Origin of the sequence: Streptococcus suis (genome assembly GCF_002960625.1) — a bacterium.
Classification (GTDB): domain Bacteria; phylum Bacillota; class Bacilli; order Lactobacillales; family Streptococcaceae; genus Streptococcus; species Streptococcus suis_T.
In genome coordinates, this window is sequence record NZ_POJH01000021.1 from 1 (window position 1) to 25658 (window position 25658).

General features: G+C 42.9%; 33 protein-coding genes and 1 riboswitch. Of the genes, 30 read left to right on the top strand and 3 right to left on the bottom strand.

Translation table 11 applies throughout. The features are described 5' to 3' along the window. The first annotated feature begins 168 nt into the window (after window positions 1-168). The 15 genes from C1G49_RS03465 to C1G49_RS03535 all read left to right on the top strand — a co-directional run bounded on the left by C1G49_RS03465 (window position 169) and on the right by C1G49_RS03535 (window position 11853). On the top strand, window positions 169-1416 hold the full coding sequence (locus tag C1G49_RS03465) for a diaminopimelate decarboxylase (protein ID WP_105124625.1): 1248 nt from the start codon (window positions 169-171) through the stop codon (window positions 1414-1416). Between the two features lie 99 nt (window positions 1417-1515). Then, on the top strand, window positions 1516-1758 hold the full coding sequence (locus C1G49_RS03470; protein ID WP_105114558.1) for a YneF family protein: 243 nt from the start codon (window positions 1516-1518) through the stop codon (window positions 1756-1758). An 87-nt stretch (window positions 1759-1845) separates the two neighbouring features. Further along, window positions 1846-2640 carry a glutamate racemase gene (gene racE, locus C1G49_RS03475; RefSeq protein ID WP_105124709.1) on the top strand — a complete coding sequence of 265 codons (795 nt, stop codon included), beginning with the start codon at window positions 1846-1848 and terminating at the stop codon, window positions 2638-2640. Further along, window positions 2637-3647, top strand: coding sequence for a nucleoside-triphosphate diphosphatase (locus C1G49_RS03480; RefSeq protein WP_105124626.1), 1011 nt, complete (start codon window positions 2637-2639; stop codon window positions 3645-3647). Before racE ends, C1G49_RS03480 begins: the two co-directional genes overlap by 4 nt. Next, a complete protein-coding gene (locus C1G49_RS03485; RefSeq protein WP_105124627.1) occupies window positions 3620-4147 on the top strand; it encodes a metallophosphoesterase in 528 nt (175 codons plus the stop codon). The genes C1G49_RS03480 and C1G49_RS03485 overlap by 28 nt, the downstream gene beginning before the upstream one ends. After that, window positions 4144-4602 (top strand): cyclic-di-AMP-binding protein CbpB, encoded by a 459-nt coding sequence (gene cbpB, locus C1G49_RS03490; RefSeq protein WP_029173902.1) that lies wholly within the window; start codon window positions 4144-4146, stop codon window positions 4600-4602. The genes C1G49_RS03485 and cbpB overlap by 4 nt, the downstream gene beginning before the upstream one ends. Beyond that, window positions 4599-5330: a site-specific tyrosine recombinase XerD gene (gene xerD, locus C1G49_RS03495; RefSeq protein WP_105124628.1), complete on the top strand. Its 732-nt coding sequence runs from the start codon at window positions 4599-4601 to the stop codon at window positions 5328-5330. The genes cbpB and xerD overlap by 4 nt, the downstream gene beginning before the upstream one ends. Beyond that, window positions 5330-6049: a segregation/condensation protein A gene (locus C1G49_RS03500; RefSeq protein ID WP_105124629.1), complete on the top strand. Its 720-nt coding sequence runs from the start codon at window positions 5330-5332 to the stop codon at window positions 6047-6049. The genes xerD and C1G49_RS03500 overlap by 1 nt, the downstream gene beginning before the upstream one ends. Then, on the top strand, window positions 6033-6602 hold the full coding sequence (scpB, locus tag C1G49_RS03505; protein WP_105124630.1) for an SMC-Scp complex subunit ScpB: 570 nt from the start codon (window positions 6033-6035) through the stop codon (window positions 6600-6602). Before C1G49_RS03500 ends, scpB begins: the two co-directional genes overlap by 17 nt. Next, window positions 6592-7326, top strand: coding sequence for a pseudouridine synthase (locus C1G49_RS03510; RefSeq protein ID WP_105124631.1), 735 nt, complete (start codon window positions 6592-6594; stop codon window positions 7324-7326). The genes scpB and C1G49_RS03510 overlap by 11 nt, the downstream gene beginning before the upstream one ends. Continuing rightward, a complete protein-coding gene (gene yidD / locus C1G49_RS03515) occupies window positions 7323-7562 on the top strand; it encodes a membrane protein insertion efficiency factor YidD (protein ID WP_105124632.1) in 240 nt (79 codons plus the stop codon). The genes C1G49_RS03510 and yidD overlap by 4 nt, the downstream gene beginning before the upstream one ends. Before the next feature lie 177 nt (window positions 7563-7739). Beyond that, window positions 7740-9515: an oligopeptide ABC transporter substrate-binding protein gene (locus C1G49_RS03520; protein WP_105124633.1), complete on the top strand. Its 1776-nt coding sequence runs from the start codon at window positions 7740-7742 to the stop codon at window positions 9513-9515. 235 nt (window positions 9516-9750) lie between these two features. Next, complete coding sequence (locus tag C1G49_RS03525) at window positions 9751-10293, top strand: tRNA (cytidine(34)-2'-O)-methyltransferase (protein ID WP_105124634.1); 543 nt, start codon at window positions 9751-9753, stop codon at window positions 10291-10293. A gap of 53 nt (window positions 10294-10346) precedes the next feature. Next, window positions 10347-10562: riboswitch (FMN riboswitch) on the top strand. A gap of 56 nt (window positions 10563-10618) precedes the next feature. Next, window positions 10619-11176, top strand: a complete 558-nt coding sequence (locus tag C1G49_RS03530) for an ECF transporter S component (protein WP_105124635.1) — start codon at window positions 10619-10621, stop codon at window positions 11174-11176. A gap of 23 nt (window positions 11177-11199) precedes the next feature. Then, window positions 11200-11853, top strand: a complete 654-nt coding sequence (locus tag C1G49_RS03535; RefSeq protein ID WP_105124636.1) for a phosphatase PAP2 family protein — start codon at window positions 11200-11202, stop codon at window positions 11851-11853. A gap of 195 nt (window positions 11854-12048) precedes the next feature. Here the strand turns inward: C1G49_RS03535 and C1G49_RS03540 are convergent, their stop codons facing one another. The 3 genes from C1G49_RS03540 to C1G49_RS03550 form a co-directional block, all read right to left on the bottom strand. Further along, window positions 12049-13848, bottom strand: coding sequence for an acyltransferase family protein (locus tag C1G49_RS03540; RefSeq protein ID WP_105124637.1), 1800 nt, complete (start codon window positions 13846-13848; stop codon window positions 12049-12051). Continuing rightward, window positions 13838-14260, bottom strand: a complete 423-nt coding sequence (locus C1G49_RS03545; RefSeq protein ID WP_105124638.1) for a hypothetical protein — start codon at window positions 14258-14260, stop codon at window positions 13838-13840. The genes C1G49_RS03540 and C1G49_RS03545 overlap by 11 nt, the downstream gene beginning before the upstream one ends. A 134-nt stretch (window positions 14261-14394) precedes the next feature. Then, on the bottom strand, window positions 14395-14811 hold the full coding sequence (locus C1G49_RS03550; RefSeq protein ID WP_105124639.1) for a low molecular weight protein-tyrosine-phosphatase: 417 nt from the start codon (window positions 14809-14811) through the stop codon (window positions 14395-14397). A gap of 156 nt (window positions 14812-14967) precedes the next feature. On the opposite strand from C1G49_RS03550, the gene C1G49_RS03555 reads away from it, so the two are divergent. The 15 genes from C1G49_RS03555 to C1G49_RS03625 all read left to right on the top strand — a co-directional run bounded on the left by C1G49_RS03555 (window position 14968) and on the right by C1G49_RS03625 (window position 25359). Then, complete coding sequence (locus C1G49_RS03555) at window positions 14968-15483, top strand: Dps family protein (protein WP_105124640.1); 516 nt, start codon at window positions 14968-14970, stop codon at window positions 15481-15483. 298 nt (window positions 15484-15781) lie between these two features. After that, window positions 15782-15964 (top strand): hypothetical protein, encoded by a 183-nt coding sequence (locus C1G49_RS03560; RefSeq protein ID WP_105124641.1) that lies wholly within the window; start codon window positions 15782-15784, stop codon window positions 15962-15964. Next, the gene (locus tag C1G49_RS03565; RefSeq protein WP_105124642.1) at window positions 15961-16839 is read left to right on the top strand and encodes an ABC transporter ATP-binding protein; all 879 of its coding nucleotides are present in this window, start codon (window positions 15961-15963) and stop codon (window positions 16837-16839) included. Before C1G49_RS03560 ends, C1G49_RS03565 begins: the two co-directional genes overlap by 4 nt. Next, window positions 16836-17567, top strand: a complete 732-nt coding sequence (locus C1G49_RS03570; RefSeq protein ID WP_105124643.1) for an ABC transporter permease — start codon at window positions 16836-16838, stop codon at window positions 17565-17567. The genes C1G49_RS03565 and C1G49_RS03570 overlap by 4 nt, the downstream gene beginning before the upstream one ends. 8 nt (window positions 17568-17575) lie before the next feature. Beyond that, a complete protein-coding gene (locus C1G49_RS03575; RefSeq protein WP_161942075.1) occupies window positions 17576-18670 on the top strand; it encodes a sensor histidine kinase in 1095 nt (364 codons plus the stop codon). Further along, the gene (locus tag C1G49_RS03580; protein ID WP_105124644.1) at window positions 18667-19266 is read left to right on the top strand and encodes a response regulator transcription factor; all 600 of its coding nucleotides are present in this window, start codon (window positions 18667-18669) and stop codon (window positions 19264-19266) included. The genes C1G49_RS03575 and C1G49_RS03580 overlap by 4 nt, the downstream gene beginning before the upstream one ends. Window positions 19267-19374: 108 nt before the next feature. After that, on the top strand, window positions 19375-19593 hold the full coding sequence (locus C1G49_RS03585; RefSeq protein ID WP_105124645.1) for a YqgQ family protein: 219 nt from the start codon (window positions 19375-19377) through the stop codon (window positions 19591-19593). Beyond that, on the top strand, window positions 19593-19979 hold the full coding sequence (locus C1G49_RS03590; RefSeq protein ID WP_105124646.1) for a rhodanese-like domain-containing protein: 387 nt from the start codon (window positions 19593-19595) through the stop codon (window positions 19977-19979). Before C1G49_RS03585 ends, C1G49_RS03590 begins: the two co-directional genes overlap by 1 nt. A 72-nt stretch (window positions 19980-20051) precedes the next feature. After that, complete coding sequence (locus C1G49_RS03595) at window positions 20052-20813, top strand: serine protease (RefSeq protein ID WP_105124647.1); 762 nt, start codon at window positions 20052-20054, stop codon at window positions 20811-20813. A gap of 72 nt (window positions 20814-20885) precedes the next feature. After that, window positions 20886-21425, top strand: a complete 540-nt coding sequence (gene rsmD / locus C1G49_RS03600) for a 16S rRNA (guanine(966)-N(2))-methyltransferase RsmD (RefSeq protein ID WP_105124711.1) — start codon at window positions 20886-20888, stop codon at window positions 21423-21425. Continuing rightward, on the top strand, window positions 21415-21903 hold the full coding sequence (gene coaD / locus C1G49_RS03605) for a pantetheine-phosphate adenylyltransferase (RefSeq protein ID WP_105124648.1): 489 nt from the start codon (window positions 21415-21417) through the stop codon (window positions 21901-21903). The genes rsmD and coaD overlap by 11 nt, the downstream gene beginning before the upstream one ends. After that, the gene (locus C1G49_RS03610) at window positions 21890-22939 is read left to right on the top strand and encodes a SepM family pheromone-processing serine protease (protein ID WP_105124649.1); all 1050 of its coding nucleotides are present in this window, start codon (window positions 21890-21892) and stop codon (window positions 22937-22939) included. The genes coaD and C1G49_RS03610 overlap by 14 nt, the downstream gene beginning before the upstream one ends. A 142-nt stretch (window positions 22940-23081) precedes the next feature. Next, window positions 23082-23723, top strand: coding sequence for a YutD family protein (locus C1G49_RS03615; RefSeq protein WP_105118432.1), 642 nt, complete (start codon window positions 23082-23084; stop codon window positions 23721-23723). Window positions 23724-23731: 8 nt separating this feature from the next. Continuing rightward, window positions 23732-24844: a 23S rRNA (adenine(2503)-C(2))-methyltransferase RlmN gene (rlmN, locus tag C1G49_RS03620; protein WP_105118431.1), complete on the top strand. Its 1113-nt coding sequence runs from the start codon at window positions 23732-23734 to the stop codon at window positions 24842-24844. After that, on the top strand, window positions 24841-25359 hold the full coding sequence (locus C1G49_RS03625) for a VanZ family protein (RefSeq protein ID WP_105124650.1): 519 nt from the start codon (window positions 24841-24843) through the stop codon (window positions 25357-25359). The genes rlmN and C1G49_RS03625 overlap by 4 nt, the downstream gene beginning before the upstream one ends. The last annotated feature ends 299 nt before the right edge of the window (window positions 25360-25658 follow it).

Below are 25658 nucleotides of genomic sequence, written 5' to 3' on the forward strand. Positions count from 1 at the left end.
AGTAATTATAGCACTAACCTGAACGAAGTTCAGCGAACGTCTTTAGACGTCGCTGGAGAGAAACGGCTTATAGCCGGTGTACAAGCCACCCGTTTTCACGGGTGGTTATGACTTTCTGAAAAGGATGTTCTGTGGTATAATAGGAAAAATATTTGATGAGGTAGAGAGATGACCAAGACACCATTTGTTAGTAAAGAAGTTCTAGAAACCATTACGGAGCAATTTCCCACTCCCTTCCATTTGTATGATGAAAAAGGTATTCGTGAAAAGGCCCGTGCCTTGAATGCAGCATTTGCATGGAACAAGGGCTTTAAGGAATATTTTGCAGTCAAAGCAACACCGACGCCAGCCATTTTGAAAATTCTTCAAGAAGAAGGCTGTGGAGTGGACTGTGCGACAGATGTAGAGGTGCTCATGAGTGAAAAAATGGGCTTCAAGGACATCATGTTCACATCAAATGATACGCAAGCCCAAGAATTTGTCTATGCTCGTAAAGTTGGTGCAACAATCAACTTGGATGCCTACGAACACATTGAGTTTTTGAAAAATGTAGCCGGAATTCCAGAGACCGTCTGCCTCCGTTACAATCCAGGTGGTGTTTTCTCATTGGGAACGGATATTATGGACCATCCTGAAGAGTCTAAGTTTGGCATGACCAAGGACCAGCTGATGAAGGGCTACAAGGAGTTAAAAGAACTTGGTGTCAAGGAATTTGGTATCCATGCCTTTCTGGCTTCTAACACCGTTACCAATGACTATTATCCTGTTTTGGCGCGTCAGTTGTTTGAATTGGCCTTGGAAATTCGTGAAGAAACAGGAGTGACCTTGGACTTCATCAACCTATCAGGTGGTATTGGTGTCAACTATCGCCCAGATCAAGAACCAAACGACATCGCTGTCATTGGTGAGGGAGTTCGCAAGGTTTATGAGGAAATTCTCACGCCAGCTGGTATGGGACATGTCAAAATTTTTACAGAATTGGGTCGCTTTATGTTGGCGCCGCATGGTCACTTGATTACCAAGGTGCTTCATCGTAAGGAAACCTATCGGACCTATGTAGGTGTAGATGCCTCAGCTGCCAACCTCATGCGTCCAGCCTTCTACGGCGCTTATCACCATATCACTAACATCACTCGACCAGACGCTCCGATTGAAGTAGTGGATGTAGCAGGCTCTTTATGTGAAAACAACGACAAGTTTGCGGTTAATCGGGAATTGCCACGGGCAGAAGTAGGAGATACCTTGGTCATCCATGACAGTGGTGCCCATGGCTTCTCTATGGGCTACAACTATAACGGTCGTTTGCGTTCCTCGGAAATTCTTTTACAGGAAGATGGCACAGCTCGTATGATTCGCCGTGCTGAAACTCCTGAGGATTATTTCGCAACCATTTATGGTTTTGAATTTGACAGGTAAGTCTTGGAAAAGCTTGGGGAATTTGGTATAATAGTGTCAGTATGAGATTGCGCGATGCAATACCAGATGAATTATTTTTTAGAAAATCAGGAGATTGATATGCAATTAGGTATCGGTTTAGTAATTGTTTTGGTGCTTGTGGCACTTGCAGGTGGTGTAGCCTTGGGGATTTACTTGTCACGCAAACAAGTGGAAAACTACATTGCTGACAAGCCAGTTTTGGATGAAAATGCCTTGCGCTTGATGATGAGCCAAATGGGTCAAAAACCAAGCGAAGCAAAAGTACAACAAGTACTTCGCCAAATCAAGAGCCAGCAAAAAGCAGCAAGCAAGAAAAAATAAGTGACATGGGACTGGGATATTCTTTCCCATTCCCTTTTTTTGAGTAAGAAAGAAAGGTTAGTCAGACTTCTGGCTATTCTGAGCAGTATGGATAATAGACCTATAGGATTTTTAGATTCAGGTGTGGGTGGTTTGACGGTTGTGCGTGAACTCATGCGTCAATTACCCCATGAAGAAATCGTTTATATAGGAGATTCTGCACGAGCTCCTTACGGTCCTAGACCAGCTGAACAAATCAGAGAATATACTTGGGAATTGGTGCGTTTCTTATTGACAAAAAATGTCAAAATGATTGTCCTTGCCTGTAATACAGCTACAGCAATTGTCTTGGACGAAATCAAAGAATCTCTAGATATTCCTGTTTTGGGAGTTATCTTGCCAGGTGCCTCCGCAGCCATCAAGGCGACAAGGAATGGGAAGATTGGGGTTTTAGGAACCGCTATGACCATCCAATCGGATATTTATAGGCAAAAGATACAGGCTCTCTCTCCTGGGATACAGGTAGAAAGCTTGGCTTGTCCTAAGTTTGTCCCTTTGGTAGAGTCCAATGGACATCAATCTAGTTTGGCAAAGAAAGTTGTCTATGATAGTCTGCGTCCCTTGGTCGGTCAGGTAGATACGCTGGTTTTGGGCTGTACCCATTATCCACTTCTCCGTCCCATCATTCAAAATGCCATGGGCAAGGATGTCAAGTTGATTGACAGTGGAGCAGAGTGCGCACGGGATATTTCGGTCTTGTTGAATTATTTCGAAATCAACCGTAGCCGTACAGAAAAGGATGTTCAGCACCGTTTTTACACAACAGCTAGTCCAGCAGCTTTCAAGGAAATTGCTGAAAGCTGGATGGGCATTGATATTCATGTGGAGCATGTAGAACTATGACAGACAAGATTTACGAATATAGAGATGAGCAGAACTGGTTTATCGGAAAGGCTAGCTTTGCCAACCTATTTAGTTCCTTTGGAGAAACTGGCCGAGAACAAGAAATTTACCAGATTGGTCAATTATTTGACAAACTGATTGCTGGTAACTATGAAGATGAGAATTTCAACCAGTGTGTCAATATTGAGGTGATTAAACTTCAGTCTGACTTTGCCCTCTTCCAGTTTGCCTGTGGTGTTTTGAATGAGTTAAATAATAGACAGTTCAAGGCCCTCCAACACCAAGGTGCTATTCTGGTAACAGAAGCTGACAAATTGCTCTTGATTCATTTGCCAAAAGATGGAGTAGTTATGTCCGATTTCTTCGGTCAAGACAAGGGATTGGCAAGCGTGGGAGATACCATCTTGATTGCCACTAAAAATGAAGGTAAGACCAAGGAATTCCGTAAGTTTTTTGAGCGCTTTGGCTACCAAGTTGAGAACCTCAACAACTACCCTGACCTGCCAGATGTGGCTGAAACTGGGATGACCTTTGAGGAAAACGCACGGCTTAAGGCTGAAACCATAGCAGAGCTGACAGGCAAGATGGTCTTGGCAGATGATTCAGGCTTGAAGGTTGATGCACTTGGCGGACTGCCAGGGGTCTGGTCTGCACGTTTTTCAGGTCCAGATGCCACAGATGAGCTCAATAATGCCAAGCTCTTGCATGAGTTAGCTATGGTTTTCGACTTGAAAAATCGTTCTGCTCAGTTCCACTGTACCCTAGTCATGGCGGCTCCAAATCGTGATAGTTTGGTTGTCGAAGCTGACTGGGAAGGTTTTATCGGTATGGAACTCCGTGGGGAAAATGGATTTGGCTATGACCCGCTCTTCCTCGTCGGTGAAACAGGCAAGACCTCGGCAGAGTTGACCTTAGAAGAAAAAAATCAGATTTCCCACCGTGCACAAGCACTAGAAAAATTAGTGGAGGCATTTCCAGTATGGCAGGAGCAAGCAAAACAATCCTAGTCATGAGCGACTCTCATGGGGACAGACAGATTGTAGAAGAGATTAAAAACCACTATCTTGGCAAGGTCCATGCTATTTTCCACAATGGTGATTCGGAGCTAGACAGTCAAGATAGTCTTTGGGATGGCATCCAAGTGGTCAATGGCAACTGCGACTATTTTGGCGGTTATCCAGATCAGCTCATTACTCAATTGGGTGATGTGACCATTGCCCAAACCCATGGACACCTCTATGGCATTAACTATGGTTGGCAACGCTTGGATTATTGGGCACAGGAAGTGGATGCGGATATTTGTTTGTACGGGCATTTGCATGTACCTGATGCGGAAGTGCGTGGCAAGACCCTCTTTCTTAATCCTGGTTCAGTCAGTCAACCTCGTGGCTTGGTCAGAGAGTGCCTCTATGCCCTTGTGACCATCACTGAAGACCATTTCCATGTGGACTACTACAACCGTCAGCACCAACTTTACCCAGCATTGACAAAGGATATTTCAAGATGATTGCACGAGAATTTGAAGCCTTTTTGTTGGACCAAGAAGAAACCTTCTTGACACCAGCGGATAAATTGGCTGTTATTATCGATACCCATAATATTGATCATGCTAAATTGTTGCTCAGTCACATGACCTATTCTCGTGTGCCTGTGGTAACAGAAGACGGGCGATTCTTTGGAACCATTGGCTTGACGGAAATCATTCAATACCAGGCTGAGCATGAGTTGTCAGACGATGAATTGAACACGGATATTTCCCTGATTGCAAAGACGGATGTAGAAACGGTAGGTCTGGATTACGATTTGACAGAGGTCATGCGCAAGCTAGTTGATCAGTCCTTCCTACCAGTTCTTGGAGAAAACAGGGAATTCCTTGGGATTATTACCCGTAAATCCATTCTGAAAGCCATCAATGCGCTTTTGCATAATTTTCCCTTGGCATCAAAAGAAGGCAAGAAATGAAGCAGGCTATAGGAGAGTTTATCCAGACTAAAAAGGTCAGTGTCAACAGTCAAAAATCCTATACTTATGATCTACAGCAATTTGTGGAGTTGACCAAGGGCGACATAGATCAGCAGTCCCTCTTGCTCTATCAGCAGTCCCTGCTAGACTTGAAACCTGCTGCTCAGAAAAGAAAGCTATCGGCGGTCAATCAATTTCTCTTCTTTCTTTATGAAAGAGGTCACTTGGACAGGTTTTACAAGCTACAGGCTATGGCAGGACCGACTCGTGTCAAAAAGAAGTTGGAAAGTGAAGACCTGTCTTTACTCTTTCAAGAAAGTCCTTGGCTAGAAGGTCAGCTTATCGCACTTTTGATAGCATATTTAGGCTTGACGCCAAGTGAAATAGCAGAGCTGACCAGCCAGCAGATCAATTTGGATTTTCAAGTCTTGACAGTAGAGAAAGGTGTGACCAAGCGTGTTCTGTCCATTCCCAAGGAATTAGTTGGCTATCTTGAAGGGCATCTGACAGGGTACTATGTCTTTGACAAGAAAGGCCAGACCTACTCTCGCCAATGGTTTTTCAATCGCTTGACCGAATTTGTTCAGTCCATTGGGAAGTCGGATTGGACCGCTCAAAAATTGCGAGAGCAGTACATTCTAGCTCAAATCAGAGAAGGAAAATCCCTTGACCAGATCGCCAAGCAGTTGGGACTGAAAACAAGCATGAGTTTGGAAAAATTTAGATAATGGATATAAAATTAAAAGATTTTGAAGGACCCTTGGATCTCTTACTGCATCTGGTGTCCAAGTACCAAATGGATATTTACGAGGTTCCAATTACAGAGGTCATTGAACAATACCTGGCCTATATTGCGACCTTGCAGGCCATGCGCTTGGAGGTGGCGGGAGAGTATATGGTCATGGCCAGTCAATTGATGGTCATTAAAAGCCGGAGGCTCTTGCCAAAAGTCGTTGAACAGACAGATCCCGAGGACGACCCAGAAATGGATCTCCTGGATCAATTGGAAGAATACCGCAAGTTCAAGCTACTCAGCGAAAAACTGGGAGAGCAACATGATGAAAGGGCCAATTATTTTTCAAAACCCAAGCTGGACTTGATTTATGAGGATGTCCAGCTGGCCAAAGATAAGACTGTCATTGATATTTTCCTTGCCTTTTCTAAGGTTATAGCTGAAAAACAGGCCAGTCTCCGTCAGTCCCACGCAACTATTGCTCGGGATGAGTATAAGATCGAAGACATGATGGACCTTGTCCGTAGTCGTTTTGAGGCTAACCCTCGTATTGAACTGCGTCAGCTTTTTCAGGAGAGCCAGGACATCAATGAAGTGATTACCATTTTTCTTGCCACCTTGGAGTTGGTCAAGGTTCATGAGATTATCTTGGAACAAAAGGAAACCTTTGGAGATATTTATCTAGTAAGGAGTGAAGATGAATCGCTTAGCTGAAATCGAAGTCCTGCTTTTTGTGGCAGGTGAGGATGGCTTGAGTTTGCGCAATTTGGCTGAAATGTTGGAATTGCAACCCACAGCTGTCAGCCAGCAATTAGAGAAACTCAGTGAAAAATACATGGCCGACCAGGTATCAGGATTGGCTCTCTTAGAATCTTCCAACCGCTACAAGTTGGTGACGAAAAAGGAGTATGCCGACTTGTTGCGGATTTATGCTAAAACCCCCATCAACCAGACCATGTCACGAGCCCTTTTAGAAACCTTGTCAATCGTAGCCTACAAGCAACCAATCACACGGATTGAAGTCGATGATATTCGCGGAGTTAATTCCAGCGGAGCCATCAGTAAATTGCAGGCTTTTGACCTCATTCGTGAGAATGGGAAGAAAGAGGTACTTGGCAGGCCCAATCTCTATGTGACAACGGATTATTTTCTGGATTACATGGGGATTAACAGTCTAGAAGAATTGCCTGATGTATCAGAACTTGACTTGGTGGAGCAAGAAACCGAGCTATTCCTAGAAAGAAATGAGTTAGAAGATGAGAATTAACAAATACATTGCCCACGCTGGTGTAGCCAGTCGTCGTAAGGCAGAAGAATTGATTAAGCAAGGTCGTGTTACCGTCAATGGTCAAGTGGTTCGTGAATTGGCAACGACCATTAAATCTGGAGATATTGTAGAAGTAGAAGGGCAACCAATCTACAATGAAGAGAAGGTTTACTACCTCCTCAATAAACCACATGGAGTTATTTCCAGTGTGTCAGATGACAAGGGTAGAAAGACAGTTGTGGACTTGTTGCCGACCGTCAAAGAACGGATTTATCCTGTTGGTCGTTTGGACTGGGATACGTCAGGGGTCTTGATTTTGACCAATGATGGTGATTTTACGGATGAGATGATTCACCCTCGAAATGAGATTGACAAGGTCTATTTGGCGCGTGTCAAAGGAGTTGCCAATAAGGAAGTACTCCGGCCCTTGACCCGAGGTGTCGTCATTGATGGCAAGAAAACCAAGCCAGCTGTTTATGAGATCATCAAGGTTGACCCTGTTAAAAATCGCTCTGTGGTCGAGTTGACCATTCATGAAGGGCGTAATCATCAGGTTAAGAAGATGTTTGAAGCGGTTGGTTTGCAGGTGGACAAACTTTCTCGTACCCGCTTTGGGAATTTGGAGCTGACTGGTTTGCGTCCAGGAGAATACCGCAAACTTAATAAGAAAGACATCAGCAAACTGCATACGCTAGCAGTTACAAAACCGGTGAAGAAAAAATGACCAAGCTCCTTATCGGCTTAGTCAGGTTTTACCAGAAATATATTTCTCCCCTATTTCCGCCCTCCTGTCGCTACCGGCCCACTTGTTCGGCTTATATGATCGAGGCCTTACAAAAACATGGTCTCAAGGGCTTTTTGATGGGCTTGGCTCGCATTGGGCGTTGTCATCCCTTTGTGGAGGGTGGAGAAGACCCTGTTCCAGACAGGTTTAGTTTGAAACGAAACAAACAGAAGTAGGGCAACCTACTTTTTCTTTTGAATATTTATACAAAATCAATTGAAGTTTGTTTTATAACTATCAATTTTTAAAACTATTCAAGCAAAAAGATAAGAAATAACGAATATTTTTGTAAAATTTGTTGCATAATTATTCTTAGTTGTGTTATACTATAAAAAAATAAAAGGAGTTAGAATATGAAAAAAATGAAGAAGTTTGCTCTTGCAGGGGTTAGCTTGCTTTCCCTAGCAATCTTAGCAGCTTGTCAAAGTAAAGAAAGCACGAGCTCAATTGATTTATCTTTTGAGTCTGAAGTGACCCATGAGGGTCAGGCAATTAGTGGCGGGCAGTTTAAGTATGCCTTAGTTGCTTCTGCACCATCCACAGGTATTTTGTTAGATGAGCTTGCTCAGACGGGGGTGGATGCTCCGTTTGCCTCTATGGTTGACATTTCTATGTTTGGCTATAATGCAGACCGTAAATTGGATGATTCAGGACTTGCCAAGGCTGAATTCGATGTGGATGCCAAGACTGTCACTGTTAGTTTGACAGGCAAGGATTACAAGTGGTCAGATGGTCAGCCATTTACTATCGATGACTATATTTTTACTATTGAACAATTGGCTAGTCCTGATTATACTGGCGTCCGTGCTGATACAACCTACACCAATATCGTTGGCTTTGAAGAATTCCAAGCAGGGACAGCCAGCGAGATTTCCGGTGTGAAGAAAGTAGATGACTACACAATTGTACTGACTGTCAAAGAGATGTCGCCTTCTATGATGTATGCAGGTGGTGGAGTTCCTGAATTGGTTATGCCCAAGCATATTTTCAAGGATATTGCGGTCAAAGATTGGGAATCAAGTGAATATGCTCGTACTGCCAAAGTTGTTGGGATGGGACCTTACAAGGTCAAGGAAATTGTCAGCGGCGAATCAGTTACCTATGTACCAAATGAATATTACTTCAAAGGCAAAGTCAAGCTAGACAGTTACAAGATTGATATCGTTTCACCAGACACCATTGTTTCTGAGATGAAAGCCGGAAACTATGACTTGGCTGAAATGCCAACCGACCAATACGAAGCCTACAAAGACCTTACAAATATTACCTTGCTAGGTAGCTTAGAAGGTATCTACAACTATATCGGCTTCAATCTTGGTAAATATGATGAAGCAAGTGGTAAGAACGTGACCAATCCAGATGCCAAGATGAACAATGCCAAATTGCGTCAGGCTATGGGCTATGCCTTGGATAATGCTGCTATCGGCGAAAAATTATACAATGGCTTGTATCACCCAACCAACTCACTCATCATTTCCTTCTTTGGCGATGTACATGATGCTGATTTAGCAGGTTATAGCTATGACCCTGAAAAAGCTAAACAATTGCTAGATGAAGCTGGTTACAAGGATGTCGACGGTGATGGAATCCGTGAAGATGCCAATGGCAAACCACTGAAGATCAGTGTTGCTGCTCAGAAATCAACTGAAACGCAGGAAACCATGGTGCAACAATACCTGACCTGGTGGAAGGAAATTGGTCTGAATGTGGAGCTTTACACTGGAAGAACCATCGAATACAACACCTTCTATGAATCCATTGCGGCCAATGACGAGGGAATTGATGTTTACCTCGCAGCTTGGATTGCTGGTCTTGATCCAGATCCAACTTCTTTGTGGGGACCTGAAGCTATGTACAACTATACTCGATTTGTTTCTGATGAGAATACAGCTCTCTTAAACAAGATTGCTTCTGCAGAATCATTTGATGAAGCGAAGAACATTGCGAATTACAAGGCCTGGCAAGAACATGCCTTTGAGCAAGCATTTGCTATTCCAACCCTCGAACGTGAAAGTATTACTGCCGTAAACAAACGGGTTAAATACTATGACGTTTTCATCGGTTCGGACAGCAAGTCAAGTCCTGAAAAGATTGAATTGACAGCTGAAAAAGGTGTTGCTGCAAAATAATTCTATGACAGAGTCCAAGTGGGCTCTGTTTTTTGAAAAAAATAAATCAAAACTCTTGATTTTCAGCCTTTTTTAAGCTACAATAGAAACACGATTTCATTGATTTAACTCAAACCTGTTGTGAGTTAAGTGAATGAATCATCATTCACCATGCTGTTTGCTGAGCTTGACTCCGGGCAGTGTGGCTATTTTTTTGTCCGAATAATCACTGCCCTAGTTTGAGGAAATAAAAAGTATGAATATTGAAGAATTACAGTACACTGAAGAAACCGCAAAAAACCACATTGTTCTGTTTGAGCCACAAATTCCCCAGAATACAGGGAATATAGCTCGAACTTGTGCCGCGACCAATAGCCCCCTCCATATCATCAAACCCATGGGCTTTCCCATTGATGACCGCAAGATGAAGCGTGCGGGCTTGGACTACTGGGATAAGTTAGATGTTCGTTTCTATGAAAATCTGACAGAATTTATGGACTATGCAAGTAAGCATGGTCGAGTTCATTTGGTGTCAAAATTTGCGGATAAAATTTATTCGGAAGAAAGTTACCAGGACGGTATCCACTTTTTCCTCTTTGGTCGTGAAGATAAGGGATTACCGGAAGAATTTATGCGAATTCATCCTGAAAAAGCTATTCGCATTCCCATGAATGATGAGCATGTCCGTAGCCTCAATGTCTCCAATACTGTCTGTATGATTGTCTACGAAGCCCTTCGTCAGCAGAATTTTGCAGGTTTGGATTTGGTCCATACTTATGAAGAGGATAAGCTAAAATAAGACTTGAAAACAACTCAATGCCTTGCACTTGCAGGGCTTTTTTGGTATGATGAAATAGTCTTCAGGGCAGGGTGTAATTCCCGACCGGCAGTGTAAAACGAGGCTATTTTGTTTTAAGACTAGGCAGCGAATCGGAGACCATACTGAGTGTATGTCGAGATGAGCTAACGCAGTATTAGAACAAAATAGACCGTTGGAAGTCTGCGAGCGAAAGCTGATGTGGTTTGATTCCACAACCGACAGTAAAGTCTGGATGGGAGAAGACGAAGTGCAGTTTCTGCTGCCCTTCTAAGCTTCTTCAATTTTCAAAATTGGAGGAACCTTTATGACAAACACACGGAAAATGACGATTATCGCCATTCTTTCAGCACTTTCATTTCTACTCATGTACTTGAAATTTCCCTTGATACCAACGGCAAGTTTCTTGGAAGTAGATTTTTCATTGGTACCAATCTTATTTGGTCTTCTTATACTAGATGTAAAATCTAGTTTTGCTATTCTCTTGATTCGGACACTTCTCAAATTGATCTTAAATAATCAAGGGGCATCAACCATCATTGGGTTACCGATGAATATTGCAGTCATGGCAATCTTTATTCTATCCGTTTCATATTTCTGGAAAAATGACCAGACTGTCAAACATTATTTAAAAACAGCAGTCGTAGCAACACTTGGTTCAACCCTTGCCATGCTTGTCTTGAACTATGTCTATGCTGTACCTGTTTATGCTGCCTTTGCAAACTTTGATATTAAAGAAATCTTGGGATTGACTAATTACCTGCTTTTCATGGTCTTGCCATTTAATCTCTTGCAAGGTATTGTCCTATCCATTGTGTTTTACATCTGTTACACAGCAGCTCGACCTATTTTAAAGAAAGTTTAACTTTTTTAAAGTAAACTAGACCTATGAAAAATAAACAAATCCATTTACGAAACGCGTCTTTCTTTGCTCTGGCCTTTGTATTTTTAGGCTATGTAGCCAAGTTTTACCCAAGTAGCTTGACTGGTTTTGACTCAACTATCCAATCCGCCATTCGCGGAAATCTTCCTAGTGGAGCGACCCAGTTTTGGACTTCTATTACTGTCATAGGGAATACCGTTATTATTTTAGCGATTACCCTTATCTTGTCTGCTATCTTCTATTATTACAAAAGGTGGAAGATAGAAGCCTTTTTCCTACTTGCTAGTTTTGCGGCAATGGGGGTGGCATCAACAGCCCTGAAATATGTCTACCAACGCCCGCGACCTAGCATCGAATGGCTCATCGATACCATCGGTTATTCATTCCCAAGCTGGCATACTGCCTCAACCATGATGATTGCAGGAGCAGTAGTGATTGTTATCCAACAACGTATGAAGCAGGGCTTGGCCAAGCGAGTCCTACAAGCTGGCTTAATCGTTCTAGCCATGTTAGTTGCCATCTCTCGTATCTATATCGGTGTCCATTATCCGACGGATATTATTGGAGGTTGGCTTTTAGCTCTTACTCTCTTGCAGGTCATGTATCCTTTTTATGACCAGAAACGCTTTGAATGGCGTTTTCAGAGTAAACAGAAATAGTTGTATTTTGTGTCCCCTATCCGATGGATGGGGGATTTTTGCTTTATTGGCCTTTATTCTGTGAAGTGGTGTAGGAAAAGTCTAGCATGGTTTGTATAGTGCCTTAAAGTCAAAGATATTGAGTAGAGTATTAGATTATCTCGACCAATAAAAAAAATTCTCCTGTAATCTAAAGTTACAGAAGAATTTTTTATTTTAGTTTTTAATGGGTCCATTTTCTACAGCTTTGATAGCTTGACTGATAGTTTGGGCAAAAATTTCTGCACCGTTATTATCGATGTTGAAATGAACCAAGTCGGAGTTATACCAAATGGGTGGATTGTCCAGAGAGGCCTGGTACCAATCTGCAATTGAAATATAATCGTATTTCTCAGCCAGCTCTTTTTCATATTGACCTGTTTGGTAAGAAATAGAATTACTTGGACTAAAGTTACCATCATAAGGTGTCACGAAAATGAGGCGACGTCCTTTAGGAAAGTCCTTGACTAATTTGTCCAAAATCTCTTGGTAATTATCGCTTGTATTGGTACCGAGAGCAACGATAACTGTTTCTTTCAAGCTATTGTTCTGCTGGTAGAGCTTAATCAAACTTTCAATTTCTGAGAGGTTTCGACTGACAGTTCCATCAATTTGGATTCCTGGGATAGCTTCCTGAAGTGCCGTACTTGCTCGAACAGTAACAGAATCTCCAAACATGGTTACACCCTTTTGAATATCGAAGCTAGATACCTTTGAGTTTTCAGCGGCTGATCGAGTGGTTGACAGCTGGGTCTGGGCTTGATAGAGGCTACTAATCATATTCTCTTGCTCAAAGCTTCCAAGTCGTGGGGCAAAGAGGCAGATTGCTAGACTAAGTACAGTGAGGAAGCCGAAACTACCAGCCAACCATTTTTTATAGGGTTTGAGGTCAATTGCAAGCCCAAACAATTTCCCAACTCTTCCTGCGACAAAGGGTTCGAGGAGATAGGTTGAAATAGTTGCTAGAATGACGGAGAAGATAAAAGACAAGAGAGCAGCAGTCGTAGCGTTGCTTAGTTGAGTAAAGATAATCAATAGTGGCCAATGGAAGAGATAAATACCGTAGGAAATTGCTGCTAAGAATTGAATGAAGCCAGGTTCTTTAATGCTTTCTGTTTTTTCATGAAGAACACGCGCCGCGAAAATCATGGCAACAGTTGCCAGGCTAGATAAGAGGAAACCAATCAGGTAGGTCCAAATGGAACTAAATTGTAAGGTAAACAGTAGGATCAGTTCGACTGCCAATCCACCTACAAACAGGCCGAGGACCTTCTGTAAACTAAGTGCTTGAATACTTTTCTGGAAGGTAGTGGTTGTATATCCGATACCAGCAATAGTTGCTAGGATAGCACCCAAAAAGAAGGGGAAGGTATGGGTAAAAGTCGAATAATAGATAGATGAGAAGTTGTCCACGAAGAAACTGGATATAAACATTCCAAGGAAAGTGAGGACAAATAGGCTGAGGGAGGTTAAGAAAATCGTTCCACGCAGTTGTCCAACACTTTTGGAGATCCGAGCTAGAAGCCAAACCAAGCCGGCCCAGAAGATGTAGAATTGGACTTCAATAGCCAGTGTCCAGGTGTGAACAAATAGATGTGGCGTAAATTGATTTTCGTAGCTACCACCAGACAGGATTTCAAAGAAATTGGTCATAAAGCCCAGAGCAGCAGTGACCTGACCACCAATGTTGGCAAGGAAATCATTCCGAATAAGGAGGGCCAAAGGTAGCACCAACAGAACAGTCAAAACCAAAGGTGGTAGGATCCGATACAATCTTCTTCGGAAAAAGGAGATAAGATCAATTTTTTTATGCTTTGAAAACTCATCAATCAAGAGGGCTGTCGTTAGATAGCCAGATAGGGTGAAGAAAAGGTCCACCCCAACAAATCCACCTGGAAAAATCTTGATGAAGAAATGGTAGAGGAGAACAAAGGATAGACCGATGACACGAATTGTAGATAACCATTTAATTTTCATTTTGATAAATCCCCTGTTTAAATCTTCCTTCGTAGATAGCCTGTCCTTCGGTTGTTAATTTACCTTTGCCATCGGCATACCCATTTTTAAATTCTCCGGTGTAAACCCAGCCACTAGCAGACTTATAGGTTCCTTGACCGTGAAAAATGCCATTTTTGAATTGTCCCTGGTAGCTATCCCCATTTTCGAAGGTCAGTTGACCCTGACCATTCATTTTGGAGGCGACCACATAGCCATTGTATTGTAATTTACCATTGTCTAAGGTCAAGGCCTGCTTGTTTCCAATCCGACCTGTAAAAACAGATAAGGCACAAATCAGAATCAGTAGAAGAGAAAGTACTTCTACTTTTCTACGTGTGAAGAAACGGGAAACATCTTTCAATGTTAATCGTTTGTTTGTTAACTCTTTCATAGATAAACCCTTTCGATATAATCTACTGGATTTTTAAAACCCTTCTTTCTAGCATAAAACAAAAGCGTATCAATCCAGTCAGAAATAGTTTACCATTTTCTTACAAATATTACAAAAATATTACACAGAAGATATTATAATTTTTCTAACCAATCCTGACAACCCTGTTTGACTAGACGATAGGTTTCGTCAAAATCACCTGTGTACCAAGGGTCTGGGACTGATTTTTCGGCGAACTGGAAAATCTTATCTTGGGCATGGGCAGGGGCCATTTTTCGTAAATCACGGACATTGTTGCTATCCATTCCAATGATGACATCAAATTCTTCAAAATCTGTTTGCGAGATTTGTTGAGAAGTTTTGGTTTGGTCGTAGGGAATATTGTGTTGCTTGAAAATCTTTTGTGTACCTGGGTAGATGGGATTGCCGTGTTCCCAACTGGATGTTGCCCGACTTTCAATCTGCAGGCTATCAGTTAAATCTTTCATGACAAATTCTGCCATGGGGCTACGGCAGATATTACCCAAGCAAACAAAAACGATTTTTTTCATATAGAACTCCTTTTTTCTTTTATTATATCATTTATGTGGTGTAACTCTCTTAGATATGTTACAAAATTAGAACTTTTCTAATATAAGGTATATTTCTTGATTTTTATGATATTTTTATTTATAATAGTTATAAATAAAAACAAAAAGGTGAACACTATGAAACAAAAGTATTTCCAAACACCAGCAGAAATTGCTTCCTTCAGCCCACGTCAATCATTGGCTGATACCAAGGCAGTATTGAATCAGGCTGTAGCAGATCTATCAGTAGCCCATTCTATTCTCCATCAAGTCCATTGGTATATGCGTGGTCGTGGCTTTATGATTTGGCATCCAAAGATGGATGAATATATGGAAGAAATTGATGGCTATTTGGATGAGATGAGTGAACGTTTAATCACCTTAGGTGGGGCACCATTTTCTACCCTTAAAGAGTTTAGTGAAAATAGTCAGCTCAAGGAAGTTCCTGGTGATTACACTGTAACGATTGAAGAGCAATTGGCGCGTGTGGTAGAGGTATTCCGCTATCTGGCTGCTCTTTTCCAAAAGGGATTTGATGTCAGTGACGAAGAAGGTGACAGCGTAACCAACGACATTTTCAATGTGGCTAAGGCTAGTATTGAAAAACATATTTGGATGTTGCAGGCAGAACTAGGACAAGCTCCGAAATTATAAATAGATGAAGGGTCCAGTAGGACTCTTTTTTGCTGCATAGACGATAGTCGAATGAATTAGATTTTAGACTGGATTGTGGATGAAACTTGCAAGCAAGTCACTTACGAAGAGTGCAGCAAGTCGAAAGTATCGATGTATCTAAGCAAATTTAAATGAAAATAATCAAAGATAAACTAAATGACGATAATATGACATTTGTCACATGAGTCAATGACAAAGGCTTCTAGTGGGGTTGTTTATGATAGGTTATACTAAGTGTGTAAAAGAACTTCAGTCCATCATCAGTTAGGAGAGGATTATGAAAGCAGTTGTTCAAATAGGTACATCCTATTTCACTAGAGCCTTTGTGCTTGTCTATGCTTCCTGCATTTTGTTTGGGCAAGGATTGCGACCGCTGACCTACTTGGCTTGGTCCTTGCCAGCAAGTATGATGATTGGGATTGTCGGAGCGGTAATGTGCCAGAAAGGAGACCAAGAATGATTCAAGTTAATCAATTAGAAAAAATCATCAAAGGACGGACGATTTTGTCCAATATTTCCTTTGAAATCAAGTCTGGGGAATGTGTGGCTTTAATCGGTCCAAACGGGGCTGGAAAGACGACCCTTATGTCTTGTTTGTTGGGCGATAGGAAGGCGACGAAAGGGCAGGTTTTGTTGGACGGTCTGGCTCCACAGGCTCAGTCTAATAAGGAAAAGGTGGCAGTCTTACCTCAAGAAAATGCCATTCCGACAGACCTGAAGGTCAAGGAATTGCTCCGCTTTTTCCAAGCCATCTACAAGGATAGTCTGACAGATGTGGAAATCGACAGCCTGCTCTGCTTTTCCCCAGAGCAAAAAAATCAACTGGCAGGTAAGCTATCGGGTGGTCAGAAGCGGCTCTTGGCCTTCGTCATATGCCTGATTGGCAAGCCCAAGTTGCTCTTCTTGGACGAGCCGACGGCGGGCATGGATACTTCGACCCGTCAGCGTTTTTGGGAGATTGTCCATGAACTCAAGGATCATGGTGTGACTATTTTTTATACCAGCCACTATATCGAGGAAGTGGAGCATACGGCGGAGCGGATTTTGGTCTTGCACCAGGGGCGGCTACTAAGAGATACCACGCCATTTGCCATGCGGAGTGAGGAGCAAGAAAAAGAAGTGACTTTGCCGATTGCTTTTGCGGAGGTGGTGGAGAGCTTGGCTGAAATCAATGAGATTAGCTACAAACAAGACACGGTCAGCTTCAAGACCCGAGCTATTGAGCAGGTTTGGGCTAGTTTGCAGGAGGCAGGTTGTCGGATTTCAGACCTAGAGGTTCAAAACAAAACCCTGCTTAATAGCCTATTTGACAAGACAAGGGAGGAAGAATCATGAAAGCATTAGTTCAAGTAGAGGCGGTAAAATTATCCAGAAGTTTGGGAGTTTTTCTCCTATCTATCGGCATGCCCGTCATCTTTTTCCTGATTTTCTCATCAACGATCCAGTTTGATGATGCGACCATGCAAAAGGCCTTTATCCAGTCCTATATGCTGACCATGACAGGTTTTTCCATGTCGGGCTTTGCCCTTTTCACCTTTCCCACGATGCTGGCAGAGGACAGAAAAAATAGCTGGTTGACCTTTATCCAGCATTCGCCCCTGCCAATCTGGCACTATTACCTGTCCAAACTGGTTCGGGTCTTGCTCTGCTTTGTATCTTCCAATGTCATTGTCTTTGCGGTCGGTGGCTTGGTTAAGGGTGTAGAGATGACAGCTCAAGAATGGGTAATTTCGGCTCTCTTACTTTTAGTAACCTCTATCGTATTTCTAGCTATTGGCTTGCTCTTGGTGCAAATTCAGTCGGAACAAACCATGTCGGTGGTGGCAAACTTGCTCTACTTTGTTCTGGCTATCATGGGTGGCTCTTGGATGCCTGTTTCCCTCTTTCCAGACTGGGTGCAGCGGATTTGTAAACTCATGCCCAGCTACCATGTCAACCAGCTGGTGACCACCTATGCCCAAGAGGGAGATTTTCTCTGGAAATCCTTGCTAATTGTCCTAGGCTATGCGATAATTTTCTTAGGAATTGCTCTAGTTCTGAATAGAAAATCCGAGAAGCAGTGAGGTGACAGATGATATTTGAAAAAAGAAAGGTACCACTCATGTTCTTCGTGGGCATGGTCTTTCTCTATTTTCCCTTTTATTACGCCCAGTATAGTCCTAATCCGACGGCAGTTGTCCTAGCGACCATTCTCTTTGCCCTGGTCTATTGCTCCCTCTTTTATACCGACCACAAGCTCTATTCCCTGCTGGCTTGGTTTTACCTGATTGGCTATATCGCCGTCATGAGTTTTTGGGGCAATCTGCAATTCTCCCTCTTTATCTTTAATCTGTCCACTATGCTGGGCTGGTATTATAAAGAGAATCGACCGACCTATCGGACGGTGTCCTACGGGCTTTTGTTGCTGGCTATTATCCTATGGGCTCTCTTTGGTCCAGTTCCTTTTGAGATGAGAGCTTTTGCACTCATCATTCATTTTTTCGGCTTGGCCTTGCTGATTTTCAGCTGGATTGAGATCAAGCGGGAAGCCCTTCAGCAACGCCTACAGGAGCAGAATGCGTCTATCAATCTCCTGCTGGCTGAGAATGAACGCAACCGTATCGGTCAGGACTTGCACGACACACTGGGTCATGTCTTTGCCATGCTGTCTGTCAAGGCCGAGCTGGTCCAGATACTTTTAGACCACGATCAGATTGACCAGGCCAAGAAGGAGGTGGCAGCCCTTCAGACCTTGGCTAAGGACTCCATGCAGGAGGTCCGCCAGATTGTCCAGTCCCTCAAGCAGCACACCGTGGCAGAGGAACTCCAGATTTTGCAGCAGATGTTGGACTTGGCAGGAGTGGACTTAGTTGTCTTGGGCGGGGAAATAGCAGAGCAGCTCAGCTTACCTGTCCAGAACAAACTGGCTATGGTGCTGAGAGAGTTGGCCAATAACCTACTCAAACACAGCCAGGCTAGCAAATGTCGTTTGGTTTTTGAAAAAGACCAGCAAGAATTGGTTGTATACTACGAAGACAACGGTGTGGGCTTTGCCCAGTTGACTGGTCAGGAATTGCATACCATAAAAGACAGGTTGGTAACGGTGAAAGGGAGCTTGGAATTTCTCTCTTTAGCCAAGCCCACCCGCCTGTCCATCCGAATTCCGTTTGAGGAGGTGGTAGAATGAGAATCTTAGTCGCAGAAGATCAAGCAATGCTGCGGGACGCCCTCTGTCAGCTCTTGGGCTTTCAAGATGCGGTTGAGGCTGTTTTACAGGCAGAAAACGGCAGCCAGGCCCTTGCTCTTTTGGAAAAAGAGCCCGTAGATGTGGTACTGCTAGACATTGAAATGCCTGAGAAGACGGGGCTGGATGTCTTGGAATGGGTACGAGAAAAATCCCTGCCTGTCAAGGTTGTCATCATGACTACCTTCAAGCGACCAGGCTATTTTGAGCGGGCGGTCAAGGCAGATGTGGATGCCTATGTACTCAAGGAACGCTCCATTTCGGACCTTATGCGGACCATTGAAACGGTCTTGGCGGGGCGGAAGGAATACTCGCCAGAGTTAATGGATATTCTCCTGACCCAACGTAGTCCCTTGACGAACTTGGAAAGTCAACTACTCAAGCTGGTGGCAGAAGGTCTGTCCAATAAGGAAATCGCCAGCCAGCTCTACCTGTCTGACGGGACGGTCCGCAACTATATGACTTCAATCCTGTCCAAGCTAGGTGCAGAAAACCGCACGGCTGCTGTTAAGGTGGCACAGGAAAAGGGTTGGTTATGATACTGGAATGAGATTGGGAAGAACCCAATCTTTTTTGGCTTTTAAAATAACAAGGTCTATTATGTTTTTGTATTGAAAATCTTCGGATATTCTGCTAAAATTTTATATATGAAACGACTATACGATGTACAGCAGTTGCTAAAACGTTTTGGTATAATCATCTATATGGGCAATCGTTTGTATGACATTGAGATGATGCAGATAGAGCTAAATCGTGTCTATCAGGCAGGTCTTCTGGATAGGTTGGACTATATGGAGGCTGAGTTGGTTTTGCGACGGGAACATCGTTTGGAATTAGAGTATCAGCAGTTGAAGGAGAGTAGATAGTGGAAACCTTGTGGGTATTTATTGTTTTTGTCGTCATTTTAGGTTCGTGGATGGGCTTTAATTATTGGAGATTGCGTCAAGCAGCGACAGTTATTGACAATGCTGCCTTTGCAGAGAAAATTCATGGAGGTCAGCTGATTGACCTACGAGATCCAAGTGAGTTCGGTCGCAAGCATATTCTGGGTGCCAGAAATATTCCCTACCAGCAATTACGCCAATCAACAGCAGCTTTACGCAAGGACAAGCCTGTTTTGATGTATGAAAATGATCGTGGGCAATTAGTGACACCAGCAGCCCTTCATTTGAAGAAACAAGGTTTTAATGAAATCTACATTCTAAGTTACGGTTTGAATGGCTGGAATGGGAAAGTAAAGACTGCTAAATAGAATAGCAGGTCTAGAGTGAGTGGTAGGGGAGGCAAACCTTTTTGACCTACCAGATAGCATAAGGAACGAATGATGAATAGAAAATTTGAAAAATTGTCACCAGCAGAAATGGGTATTATTGCCTTTATGGTACTTGTCTTGCTGATTAGTTTAGTTGCAAGCTGGTATAAAGGAACTCAGACAAAAACGGAAACTTCGGTAGCTAGACAAGAACTTGTTAGCGAAGATCCTGCCTATAAGGCGGCAGAGAATGCTGTGATTGCGCTTGAAGGAAATCCTAGCAAGGAGAAATTAGAAGCAGCTCAAGCTGCAGTTGATAAATTGAAATCGGCTATTAAAAAGCAAGAGCTACAGACCAGAATTGATAAGGTAAAGGTTGCAGCAGATAATTTGACGGATGCCCAGACTAAAGCTAGATTACAGGCTGAATTGATTAGGGCTGAGGCAGCTAAGAAATTAGAAGCTGAAAGGAACGGTTCCTCAGCAAGTTCGACTAGCAGTGAAGTGACAGAAGAGGTTGTAACAGCAACAAGCACGGTATCTGAAGAGGAAGTTTATCAAGAAGAAACTGCCTACCAGGAAGAAACGACTTATCAGGCAGAAACCAATACCTACATAGCTCCGGCACAAAATACCTATAGTAGCCCAAATGCTACGACGACTTACACTCCACCTGCTAGCCAAACAGAAACAAGCACAACTCCTGTGTCTGAGGTCAGTGAAGCGCCCGTTGTGGAAACACCAGTGACGGAAGCGTCAACTGCTACTGAAACTAGCGCAGAAAGTCCAGTTGCAAGTGAAACGCCAGCAACATCATCTACAGATAATCCATAGATAAAAGGAGAGCAATCTCCTTTTTTTAGTTTGATTGAGCCGTCCAGTCGTTTTTTTGTTATAATATTCTTTATGAGAATTGTATCAGGAATTTATGGCGGACGACCGCTAAAAACTTTAGAGGGTAAGACAACTAGGCCTACATCGGACAAGGTCCGTGGAGCCATGTTCAATATGATTGGTCCTTATTTTGAGGGTGGTCGAGTCTTGGACCTCTATGCAGGAAGTGGCGGTTTGTCTATCGAGGCTGTTTCTCGCGGCATGGAGGCTGCAGTTCTGGTCGAGCGTGATCGGAGAGCGCAAGCTATTATCCGCGATAATATCCGTATGACCAAGGAAGACAGCAAGTTTCAGCTTTTGGCCATGGAGGCCAAACAGGCTTTGGTTCACTTGAGCGGATCCTTCGACCTGGTCTTTCTGGACCCTCCCTATGCAGCCGAGGACATCGTAGCAGATATCACTGAGCTGTGTCAGCGCCAGCTTTTGTCCCAAGAGGTCATGGTGGTCTGTGAAACGGATAAGGCAGTTTCTCTTCCCGAGGAAATAGCAGAGCTGGGCATTTGGAAGGAAAAAATATATGGAATTAGTAAGGTAACAGTCTATGTCAGATAAGATAGGAATGTTTACAGGATCCTTTGACCCCATTACCAATGGGCATTTTGATATTATTGAGAGGGCAAGTGGCCTGTTTGATAAGCTTTATGTAGGTATTTTTTTCAATCCTAATAAAATTGGTTTGTTTACAGGGCAGGAGCGTCTAGCCCTCCTACAAAAAGTTTTTGAGGGAAATGAGAAGATTGAGGTCTTTTTAGCTGGTCAGGAATTGGTGGTTGATGTGGCCCGTGAGCGACGGGTTAGTCATATCGTTCGAGGTCTGCGTAATGGAATTGACCTTGAATATGAAGCTAATTTTGACTATTTTAATCGCCAACTAGCTCCGGAACTTGAAACGGTTTATCTCATGTCTAAACCAGAGTATCGGAATATATCTTCTAGTCAAATCAGAGAATTGATTCATTATCAGCAAGATATTAGTCCCTATGTTCCCCCAGTTGTCAGTGAGGAGATAAAAAAGAATGAAGAAAAATAAGAAATTACTACTGATTAGCTCCATTGTCTTAGGTACTTTATTGATTTGGTTTACGGTCTTTGTCCCCCTGCCATACTATCTGGAAAAGCCGGGAGGGGCTTCGGATATTCGTCAGGTTTTGACGGTTAATGACCAAGAAGACAAGGAAACTGGTTCTTACAATTTTACCTACGTTTCAGTCCAGCAGGCAACGGCCTTGCAACTCTTGGCGGCCCAGTTTGACCCTTACACAAGTGTTAGTTCAGCAGAGGAGATGACAGGTGGGGCAGATAGCGAGGAATACTTCCGCATTGCCCAGTTCTACATGGAAACTTCGCAAAATATGGCTAAGTACCAAGGTTTGACCTTGGCTGGTAAAGAGGTCAGCATGGATTTCTTCGGAGTGTACGTTCTAGCTTTAGCCGAAGATTCAACTTTTAAGGAAATTCTCAATATTGCGGACACTGTTGTCAGCATCAATGGAAAAACCTTTGAATCCTCACCAGACCTCATTAAATATGTCAGCAGTTTGGAATTGGGCAGTGATGTGACCGTTGGTTACGTAAGCGGTGGTCAGGAAAAATCAGCTGATGGTCACATTATCAAGCTTTCAAATGGTAAAAACGGGATCGGGATTACTCTTGTAGACCATACGGAAGTGAAGAGTTCAGTACCGATTGAATTCCAAACTGGCAATATTGGTGGCCCAAGTGCCGGACTGATGTTTACCCTTGCCATTTATACGCAACTGGCTGATCCAACCTTGCGTGATGGGCGCGTGATTGCGGGTACCGGAACCATTGAGCAGGATGGTAGTGTCGGTGATATTGGTGGAGCAGATAAGAAGGTTTTATCTGCAGCCAAGGCTGGAGCAAGTATCTTCTTTGTTCCCAACAATCCAGTTGATGAGGAGATCTTGAAAGAGGATCCAACAGCTAAAACCAACTATGAAGAGGCTAAAGAAGCGGCTGAGAAAGCAGGTCTGGACATTGAAGTTGTGCCTGTCAAGACAGCTCAGGATGCCATTGACTATTTGAAGCAAACCGAGGGCGAGTAAATCGTCCTTTTTGCTATTTCATTAAAATTGTCTGAATTTTCTTTGATAACCTAAACTAGAAGAATTTCAGTTCAAATCGTGGTATAATAGTAGGGTTAGATAGAATTGATTTGTATGAATATTTTACAAGATTGGAGGATTCATGAAAAAAGATATTTCACCAGAAATGTATAACTACAACAAGTATCCTGGACCAAGTTTTGCTCGTGTGGGGGATAAGGTTGTATCTGAAAATATTGAACTAGACCTTGTGGAAGACTATAAAGAGGCTTTTGACCAGACTATTTTCGGTCAGCGTTTTTCACAGTTGATGCTCAAGTTTGACTATATTGTCGGCGATTGGGGCAATGAGCAACTGCGTTTGAAGGGCTTTTATAAGGACGATAAAACTGTTAAGTCTGATTCAAAAATCAGTCGTTTGGATGATTATTTGACGGAATTCTGTAATTTTGGTTGTGCTTATTTCGTCTTAGCCAATCCAAATCCTCAGGACTTGCCTGTTGAGGAGGAGGACAGACCCCGTCGCAAGCGGAGTCGTTCTCGTAATCGCAACAGAAATCAGCAGCGGACGGAGCCGATTGCGCCAAAGGAAAGTAAGAATAGTCGTAATGACCGTCAGAAAAAAGGGAAGCAGCAGAACAAGCAGTCGGAACAGCGTCATTTTACTATGAAAAATGCGGGTGCCAAGGCTAGTCAGACGGAGCGTAGTCAGAAGCGTGACCGTAAAGAAAATAATCGGGAGATGAATGAAGCCAAGCGTAGCTTTGTTATCCGTCAGAAGTAGGGAGAAAGATGAAACCATCAATTTATGCCTTTAGTCAAGCCAATCTTGTGGATTGGATTTTAGAAAATGGGGAAAAGAAATTCCGTGCGACACAGATTTGGGAATGGCTCTATCGTTCCCGTGTCCAGTCCTTTGCGGAAATGACCAACTTGCCTAAGTCTTTGATTGAAAAATTGGAAGAAAACTTTGTGGTCAACCCACTCAAACAACGGATTGTACAGGAGTCTAAGGACGGTACTATCAAATACCTATTTGAATTGCCAGATGGCATGCTGATTGAAACAGTTCTCATGCACCAGCATTATGGTCTGTCAGTCTGTGTAACCACTCAGGTAGGTTGCAATATTGGTTGTACCTTCTGTGCTTCTGGTTTGATTCCTAAGCAACGGGATTTGACCAGTGGTGAAATTGTGGCTCAGATTATGTTGGTGCAGAAATACCTGGATGAGCGTAACCAGAATGAGCGTGTCAGCCATATCGTTGTCATGGGGATTGGTGAGCCATTGGATAACTACGACAATGTTATGACCTTCTTGCGTGTAGTCAATGATGATAAGGGCTTGGCAATCGGAGCCCGTCACATCACCGTTTCCACTTCTGGTTTGGCGCCAAAAATCCGTGATTTTGCCCGTGAGGGAGTTCAGGTTAACTTGGCAGTATCCCTTCATGCGCCAAATAACGACCTTCGTTCCAGCATCATGCGCATCAACCGTCGCTATCCAATCGAAGTCTTGTTTGAAGCGATTGAGGACTATATCAAGGTGACCAACCGCCGTGTGACTTTTGAATACATCATGCTCAACGAGGTCAATGATGGAGTGGAGCAGGCTCAGGAATTGGCTGATTTGACCAAGAACATCCGTAAATTGTCTTATATCAACTTGATTCCATACAACCCTGTAAGTGAGCATGACCAATACAGCCGTTCAACTAGAGAACGGACCTTGGCTTTCTTTGATGTTTTGAAGAAAAATGGGGTCAACTGCGTTGTTCGCCAGGAACACGGTACAGATATTGATGCGGCTTGTGGTCAGTTGCGTTCCAATACGCTCAAGAAAGACCGCGAAAAAGCGCGTGCTCGTATTGCAGCAGCAAAAGCCAAGGCAGGTATTGGAGCATGAGAACATTCTTCCAAGCAGATGGAGACTTGACCAAGCTAGGAAGACAAATTTGTAAAAGCTTAGCTGGGGCCTATGCTCTGGCTATTGTTTTACTCTGTTTTCTTCCTCAGACCTGGTACCCTCAATACAAAGACTTTTCCACACCAGGCATTATTCAGATTGGGCGGCTCTATCTACTCCCCACTCCCTTTAATAGTATTGTCAACGGTGATAAGGTAGATAGCCTAGCAGATTTGGGCTGGATATTCTTGCAGAACTTCACCAATATTTTTCTACTCTTCCCTCTGGTTTTTCTTCTCCTTTTCCTTTTTGAAAAATGGCGGAGCCTTGGAGCTGTTATTCGGTATAGTTTTTGTATGAGCTTGTTTATCGAATGTACCCAACTCTTGCTAGACCTGCTCATAGATGCCCAGCGAGTATTTGAAGTGGATGACCTCTGGACAAATACCTTAGGCGGTGTCTTGGCTTATCTCATTTATAAACTAACGAAGAAATTAGTCGCCTCTTTCAAATAATGCTCGTTTTTTACTTTGAAAAACCCTATATTTCTGACAGTTGTTCGTGTTTAAATGGTGTGGTCGATTTTATTTTGAAAGAATAGTGGAAATTATTTGAAAACACTTGACATTATGTAAGGTATGACTTATAATCGTATGTAGTTTAAGAAGAGTTCAATTTATCTATGCCTACTTAGCAGTACTTGGTTTCAAATTGTTCACTTTTTTAAGAAGTCCTTTTGAATAAAGAAAATTTTGTTCAAGCTAGGCAAAATAGAATACGGATCCCCTTATATCGTGCAATTCCTAAACTTAGG

Excerpts from the sequence above, each read along its gene's own strand:
- C1G49_RS03465 (WP_105124625.1), top strand. The coding sequence starts at position 169 with ATGACCAAGACACCATTTGTTAGTAAAGAAGTTCTAGAAACCATTACG.
- C1G49_RS03470 (WP_105114558.1), top strand. The coding sequence starts at position 1,516 with ATGCAATTAGGTATCGGTTTAGTAATTGTTTTGGTGCTTGTGGCACTT.
- racE (WP_105124709.1), top strand. The coding sequence starts at position 1,846 with ATGGATAATAGACCTATAGGATTTTTAGATTCAGGTGTGGGTGGTTTG.
- C1G49_RS03480 (WP_105124626.1), top strand. The coding sequence starts at position 2,637 with ATGACAGACAAGATTTACGAATATAGAGATGAGCAGAACTGGTTTATC.
- C1G49_RS03485 (WP_105124627.1), top strand. The coding sequence starts at position 3,620 with ATGGCAGGAGCAAGCAAAACAATCCTAGTCATGAGCGACTCTCATGGG.
- cbpB (WP_029173902.1), top strand. The coding sequence starts at position 4,144 with ATGATTGCACGAGAATTTGAAGCCTTTTTGTTGGACCAAGAAGAAACC.
- xerD (WP_105124628.1), top strand. The coding sequence starts at position 4,599 with ATGAAGCAGGCTATAGGAGAGTTTATCCAGACTAAAAAGGTCAGTGTC.
- C1G49_RS03500 (WP_105124629.1), top strand. The coding sequence starts at position 5,330 with ATGGATATAAAATTAAAAGATTTTGAAGGACCCTTGGATCTCTTACTG.
- scpB (WP_105124630.1), top strand. The coding sequence starts at position 6,033 with ATGAATCGCTTAGCTGAAATCGAAGTCCTGCTTTTTGTGGCAGGTGAG.
- C1G49_RS03510 (WP_105124631.1), top strand. The coding sequence starts at position 6,592 with ATGAGAATTAACAAATACATTGCCCACGCTGGTGTAGCCAGTCGTCGT.
- yidD (WP_105124632.1), top strand. The coding sequence starts at position 7,323 with ATGACCAAGCTCCTTATCGGCTTAGTCAGGTTTTACCAGAAATATATT.
- C1G49_RS03520 (WP_105124633.1), top strand. The coding sequence starts at position 7,740 with ATGAAAAAAATGAAGAAGTTTGCTCTTGCAGGGGTTAGCTTGCTTTCC.
- C1G49_RS03525 (WP_105124634.1), top strand. The coding sequence starts at position 9,751 with ATGAATATTGAAGAATTACAGTACACTGAAGAAACCGCAAAAAACCAC.
- C1G49_RS03530 (WP_105124635.1), top strand. The coding sequence starts at position 10,619 with ATGACAAACACACGGAAAATGACGATTATCGCCATTCTTTCAGCACTT.
- C1G49_RS03535 (WP_105124636.1), top strand. The coding sequence starts at position 11,200 with ATGAAAAATAAACAAATCCATTTACGAAACGCGTCTTTCTTTGCTCTG.
- C1G49_RS03540 (WP_105124637.1), bottom strand. The coding sequence starts at position 13,848 with ATGAAAATTAAATGGTTATCTACAATTCGTGTCATCGGTCTATCCTTT.
- C1G49_RS03545 (WP_105124638.1), bottom strand. The coding sequence starts at position 14,260 with ATGAAAGAGTTAACAAACAAACGATTAACATTGAAAGATGTTTCCCGT.
- C1G49_RS03550 (WP_105124639.1), bottom strand. The coding sequence starts at position 14,811 with ATGAAAAAAATCGTTTTTGTTTGCTTGGGTAATATCTGCCGTAGCCCC.
- C1G49_RS03555 (WP_105124640.1), top strand. The coding sequence starts at position 14,968 with ATGAAACAAAAGTATTTCCAAACACCAGCAGAAATTGCTTCCTTCAGC.
- C1G49_RS03560 (WP_105124641.1), top strand. The coding sequence starts at position 15,782 with ATGAAAGCAGTTGTTCAAATAGGTACATCCTATTTCACTAGAGCCTTT.
- C1G49_RS03565 (WP_105124642.1), top strand. The coding sequence starts at position 15,961 with ATGATTCAAGTTAATCAATTAGAAAAAATCATCAAAGGACGGACGATT.
- C1G49_RS03570 (WP_105124643.1), top strand. The coding sequence starts at position 16,836 with ATGAAAGCATTAGTTCAAGTAGAGGCGGTAAAATTATCCAGAAGTTTG.
- C1G49_RS03575 (WP_161942075.1), top strand. The coding sequence starts at position 17,576 with ATGATATTTGAAAAAAGAAAGGTACCACTCATGTTCTTCGTGGGCATG.
- C1G49_RS03580 (WP_105124644.1), top strand. The coding sequence starts at position 18,667 with ATGAGAATCTTAGTCGCAGAAGATCAAGCAATGCTGCGGGACGCCCTC.
- C1G49_RS03585 (WP_105124645.1), top strand. The coding sequence starts at position 19,375 with ATGAAACGACTATACGATGTACAGCAGTTGCTAAAACGTTTTGGTATA.
- C1G49_RS03595 (WP_105124647.1), top strand. The coding sequence starts at position 20,052 with ATGAATAGAAAATTTGAAAAATTGTCACCAGCAGAAATGGGTATTATT.
- rsmD (WP_105124711.1), top strand. The coding sequence starts at position 20,886 with ATGAGAATTGTATCAGGAATTTATGGCGGACGACCGCTAAAAACTTTA.
- coaD (WP_105124648.1), top strand. The coding sequence starts at position 21,415 with ATGTCAGATAAGATAGGAATGTTTACAGGATCCTTTGACCCCATTACC.
- C1G49_RS03610 (WP_105124649.1), top strand. The coding sequence starts at position 21,890 with ATGAAGAAAAATAAGAAATTACTACTGATTAGCTCCATTGTCTTAGGT.
- C1G49_RS03615 (WP_105118432.1), top strand. The coding sequence starts at position 23,082 with ATGAAAAAAGATATTTCACCAGAAATGTATAACTACAACAAGTATCCT.
- rlmN (WP_105118431.1), top strand. The coding sequence starts at position 23,732 with ATGAAACCATCAATTTATGCCTTTAGTCAAGCCAATCTTGTGGATTGG.
- C1G49_RS03625 (WP_105124650.1), top strand. The coding sequence starts at position 24,841 with ATGAGAACATTCTTCCAAGCAGATGGAGACTTGACCAAGCTAGGAAGA.